We start from the raw sequence: 4,848 nt of genomic DNA, 5'->3' as shown, positions 1-4,848 counted from the left end.
GGCCACGAGGGCTGACACAATTTCATCACCAGGCAGGCCGCCGTCGCGGTAGGTGAACTGCCCGGATGCTTCCTCCCCTGCAGCCCGCGGAGTGATGACGAAGGGCGGGTTGGAGACCACCAGGCCGAATTCTTCACCGGCAACGGGCTCCAGGAGCGAGCCAAGGCGCAGGCTCACCCGGTCCTCCAGCCGGGCCGGGTCCACGGACAGCGCCTCGGCGTTAAGCAGTATGTTGAACCGTGTAAAGGCCAGGGCCCGTTCCGAAATGTCCGTGGCTGTAACGTGCTCGCAGTGGTGCAGCAGGTGGAATGCCTGGATGCCGCACCCCGTTCCCAAGTCCAGTGCCCGCTTGGTATGGCGACGGAAGGTTGCCTGCACCAGGGTGGTGGAGGCCTGGCCAATGCCCAGGACGTGGTCGTGCCGGAGTACCCCCTCCTGCTGATGCGCTGCAAGGTCGCTGGCCACCCACAGTTCGGCGCCGCCGCTGCCGTCTTCATTTGCATCCCAGCCGTAGGGCCGCAGATCTGCTTTTGCTGCAACGAGGGAACCGTCGGAAACAGGCTCCACCAGCCCCAGCTTCTGCAGGCCCCCGGCACGGATGCCCGGCAGGGCGGCGTCGAGCGTTTCACTGTGCTGCGGCTCGGCAAGCAGCCAGAGGCGGACGACGGCGGCGAGCGGCTTCGCACCGTCGTCCCGCCGCTCCGCGCGTTCTGCAGCCAGCAGGGCGGGGATGATCTGGTCACGGTTCAATGCGTTGTAGGCCGACCCGCCCAGGAGCCCGGCGACGCCGTCGAGCGAGTAATCCACTTGGCGAAGGTCCGCGGCAAGTGCCGCGAGGAGCTCGGGGAGGTCGCTGCGTGGAGCGTCAGGGATTTTGCCGGCGGTGAACTCGTATGGGGATTTGGGCACCGCTCAAGTTTAGTCCGGTGCCGGCTTCGGAAACCGGCGTAGGCCCTGGAGGGGGTAGCGTGGAGCTATGCCGAAACCGCCCTCCTTTTTTTCGCGCGCCCGGAAACAACCAGCAAATCCGCGGCGCTTCCGCCTTTCTGCCTGGGCACTGGCGGGTATGGCAGCCGCGTCCCTGGCGGGGTGTTCGCCCGTAATCTCGATCGAGAACGCGGACGTTCCTGGGTGGCGCGCAACTGCACTGCCAACCGCCCCCGGCACGCTGATAGAAGACGCCGGCAAGATCCTCAACGGCGACCGCATCATCCAGGAGGCGGGCAACGTCCCTGCCGGCCAATACACCCTGACGGCGACCTGCGAAGGCGGAGGTAAGGCCTTTTTTGCCGTGTCATTGAACGGGGAAGCTGTGGTGGACGCCGGAGCGGCGTGCAATGGCAGCAGGGAAATCACCAGGATCACCTTGCCGCGGTCCGGGACGCTGGAAATCAGCACCTCCAGCGTGGACGCACCCCTGATCTACGCCTATCATCTGACGCCCACTGAATAGGTATGGCCCGCAGGGGCGCGCTGGCCTAGAGTCTGACTATGCCCAGCGTGCGGATGCCCTCCGCGCCTTCTTCAGGGCGGACAGCCCGGGCGCCGCTGATGCGGAACCCAGTGGCCGCCGTCGTCATCGGCCTTGTGCTGGCGGCAGGGCCAGCGCTCAGCGGCTGTGAATACACGTACGACGACGGCCGGACCTGGGGCAACGCTGCCGAGGCTGCCGAGACGGTGGCGCCGGCGCCCGTATTTACCCGCGATCCGATGCGACGCGAGCCCGTCAGTGAGGCCGAGCTTGAGGCGTGGGTGGCCCGGACCCTGCCCGATACCGGGCACCCGGTGGTCCATGCCTCATCCGGACTGCTGGCCATGGGCGAAGCGCGGACCGAAAGCACCGCCGTTATGGAAACCGGCACCTACGCGCTGGCCATCACATGCCGGAGCCAGCGGCGGGTGACCTTCACAGTCCGGAGCGATTCGCTCACCTTGGTTGAGCTGGGTTTGCGATGCGGGGTCAACCGTGAAAACGTCATCTATCTCTCTACCGAGACTTCCTTGAGCATCACAGTGAAGGCCAGGACTGCTGCCAACTATGCCTATCGTCTCCGGCGGCTGTGACTATTTCCGGCTTCGGGCGCCGTCCTTGCGACCGGAATCGGCAGCCCTCGCAGCAGCTACCGTCAAGCCGCGCAGCCTTCAGGGCATCTCAGGGTTTCCGGGCTGGAGGCGCACACGGCACAGTAAAGGGTGAGCGTGCGGCAGCTGGGGTCGGAGCAGTTCTCGAACTTGCTGGTTGGCGCCGCGCAGCGGGTGCATTGTCCGATGGTTTTGGCATCCTCGCTGAACTCGAGATGCATGCGCTTGTCGAACACGTACAGCGAGCCTTCCCACAGGCCCTGGTCCTTGAACGTTTCACCGTACCGGACGATGCCGCCGTCCAGCTGGTACACCTCTTTGAAGCCACGGTTAACCATCAAGCTGGAAAGCACCTCGCAGCGGATGCCGCCGGTGCAGTAGGTGACCACGGGTTTGTCCTTGAGGGAGTCGTACTTGCCGGACTCAAGCTCCTTGATGAAGTCGTGGGTGGTGGCAACGTCGGGGACGATGGCGTCCTTGAACCGGCCGATCTGGGCCTCGAAGGCGTTCCTGCCATCAAAAAAGACGACTTCTTCGCCGCCCTGTTTCTTGGCGTCCACCAATTCGTGCAGTTCTTCGGGCTTGAGGTGGGTGCCGCCGCCCACCACGCCGTTAGCATCCACCTTGAGTTCGCCGGGCGCGCCGAAGGACACAATCTCATCGCGCACCTTGACGCTGAGCCGCGGGAAGTCCTCGGCGCCGCCGTCGGACCACTTGACGTCGATCCCATGGAACCCCTTGTACTCACGGGTGGTCTTGACGTACTGCTTGACGGCGCCGATTTCGCCGCCCACTGTGGCGTTGATGCCGTCCTTGGAGATCAGGATGCGGCCGGTGAGTCCCAGCTTCTCGCACAGGGCACGCTGCCAAAGGCGCACCGCATCAGGATCTGCGATGGGGGTAAAGCCGTAAAAGAGCACAATTCGGTTCAAAGCCACGTATTTAAAGGTACCGGCTTCAATTCCGGAAGCCTGCCTTCCTGCCCCTGCAGCCCTCCGCCATCCGCCATCCGCCATCCGGCGCATCACAATTGCGTAAGCACCGGGGCTTTAGCCGCGCCAACCCCTGTTGCTTGTGTCCGGGCTGGAATAGTCTCATCCCATGAGCCCGGAAACCATGGTTAACGACATCACTGGCCTTCTTGAAGTATGGGTGGCCGGCTGGGCAGGCTGTCGCGGGTACCGGACATCCTCCGAAGGCCGCTTCCCCGCCGCCCTCCGGGCTGATACCACCGGGGAATGGGAGTTCTTCGCGTCCGAGCCTACGGACGAGGAGTTTGCCGCTTTGGCGGCAAAGACGGCGGAAGTACCGGCGAGGGTGCTGACGATCCTGACGAACGACCTCGCCCGGTATTCGGCCCTGGCCCGCCAGCATGGGCTTAACGTCACCTCAGACTCCCAGGCCATGATGATTGTGGACATGGAAACCCAGGACGCTGAGGACCCCTGGCTTTCGGACGATGAACTGGCGCTGACAACCTCCTCACAGGACGGCGTGCACTATGCGGTTGTCCGGTCGGGGGAGGCTGTGGCTGCCAGTGGCCGCGTTTTTGTGGTGGGCGAAACAGCAGTGTTCGACAAAATCATCACCGAACCGGCTTTCCAGCGTCGTGGCCTGGGCAGTTTCATCATGCGGGCACTGGCGGCGCAGGCTTTTGAGCATGACGTCCACAGCGGCCTGCTGCTGGCATCCCTGGACGGCCAGAAGCTTTATTCCCACCTGGGCTGGACCACCGTCTCAAGCGTGCTGATGCTTTCGGCATCCCACGATGGATCTGATTTGTCCCTGAGCTAGCCTGACGTCCCGGGACTTGCCCGGGTTACCCCGAGGGCGAACCGGGCCTGCCAGCCTGTTGCAGGGTGAAAGAATATCGGGGTGAACCCCCATGACTCTCTGATTTCCTTGCTGGGCCGCGGCCCGGACCCGGAACAGCTGCGTCATGTCCGCACCATCCCTGCCCGCGAGGCGGTTCATGAGCCATGGCCCGATTGGGTTCACCCCGATCTTGTGGCCGCCTATGGCTCTCTCGGCGTCCACGAGCCCTACCGCCACCAAGTTGAAGCGGCCAACATGGCTCACGGCGGGGAGCACGTTGTGGTTGCCACCGGCACCGCCTCCGGGAAGTCGCTCGCCTATCAGCTGCCAGCACTGGACGCCATCCATCGCTCTGAGCTTCGGGTTGTTGCAGATCCCGGAAAGATCCACGACGACGGCGCGGTCACCCTGTACCTGTCCCCCACCAAGGCCCTCGCGGCCGACCAGCTAAACGCCATCAGGGCCCTCAAACTGCCTACCGTCCGGGCGGAAACCTACGACGGCGACACCGACCCGGCGTCCCGCCGGTGGATCCGCGATCACGCCAATTTCATCCTGGCGAACCCGGACATGCTGCACTTTGGCATCCTTCCCAACCACGCCTGGTGGGCAGGATTTTTCCGCCGCCTCCGCTACGTGATCATCGATGAAGCGCACAGCTACCGGGGTGTTTTCGGCTCGCATGTAGCGAACCTGATGCGGCGCCTGCGCCGGATCTGCGCGTACTACGGTGCCGGCTCGGCTTTCCCCGAGCCTGTCTTCATTGCGGCCTCAGCAACCGCTTCCGACCCCGAGGTCTCCTTCGCCCGCCTGATCGGGGCCCCCGTCAAGGCGGTGTCGGAGGATGGCTCACCGCATGGTGCCACTACGGTGGCGTTCTGGGAACCTGCCCTGACCGAACTCAAGGGTGTGTACGGCGCGAGGGAGTGGCGCAGCGCTGTCGCGGAAACC

6 protein-coding genes are annotated in these 4,848 nt (G+C 64.4%); 4 read left to right on the top strand and 2 right to left on the bottom strand.

Features of this window, described 5'->3' with window-relative positions:
- On the bottom strand, nt 1-909 hold a 909-nt coding region (locus AC5RWX_RS30285; protein ID WP_494099914.1), incomplete at its 3' end, for a DUF7059 domain-containing protein.
- Between the two features lie 157 nt (nt 910-1,066).
- On the opposite strand from AC5RWX_RS30285, the gene AC5RWX_RS30280 reads away from it, so the two are divergent.
- On the top strand, nt 1,067-1,453 hold the full coding sequence (locus tag AC5RWX_RS30280; protein WP_494099913.1) for a DUF6023 family protein: 387 nt from the start codon (nt 1,067-1,069) through the stop codon (nt 1,451-1,453).
- A gap of 98 nt (nt 1,454-1,551) precedes the next feature.
- On the top strand, nt 1,552-2,064 hold the full coding sequence (locus tag AC5RWX_RS30275) for a DUF6023 family protein (RefSeq protein ID WP_494099912.1): 513 nt from the start codon (nt 1,552-1,554) through the stop codon (nt 2,062-2,064).
- A gap of 62 nt (nt 2,065-2,126) precedes the next feature.
- Here the strand turns inward: AC5RWX_RS30275 and trhO are convergent, their stop codons facing one another.
- Nucleotides 2,127-3,020 carry an oxygen-dependent tRNA uridine(34) hydroxylase TrhO gene (gene trhO / locus AC5RWX_RS30270; RefSeq protein WP_494099911.1) on the bottom strand — a complete coding sequence of 298 codons (894 nt, stop codon included), beginning with the start codon at nt 3,018-3,020 and terminating at the stop codon, nt 2,127-2,129.
- A 163-nt stretch (nt 3,021-3,183) separates the two neighbouring features.
- Between trhO and AC5RWX_RS30265 the strand changes: the two genes are divergently transcribed.
- Together AC5RWX_RS30265 and AC5RWX_RS30260 are read left to right on the top strand one after the other, a co-directional pair.
- Nucleotides 3,184-3,876, top strand: a complete 693-nt coding sequence (locus tag AC5RWX_RS30265) for a GNAT family N-acetyltransferase (RefSeq protein ID WP_494099910.1) — start codon at nt 3,184-3,186, stop codon at nt 3,874-3,876.
- Between the two features lie 81 nt (nt 3,877-3,957).
- Nucleotides 3,958-4,848 (top strand): DEAD/DEAH box helicase (locus tag AC5RWX_RS30260; protein WP_494099909.1); only part of this gene is annotated, 891 nt, incomplete at its 3' end.

This window comes from Arthrobacter sp. SPT-J7 (assembly GCF_059089965.1).
Note: the sequence above shows the minus strand (reverse complement) of the source record. Positions and strands in the feature narration are given on the sequence as shown.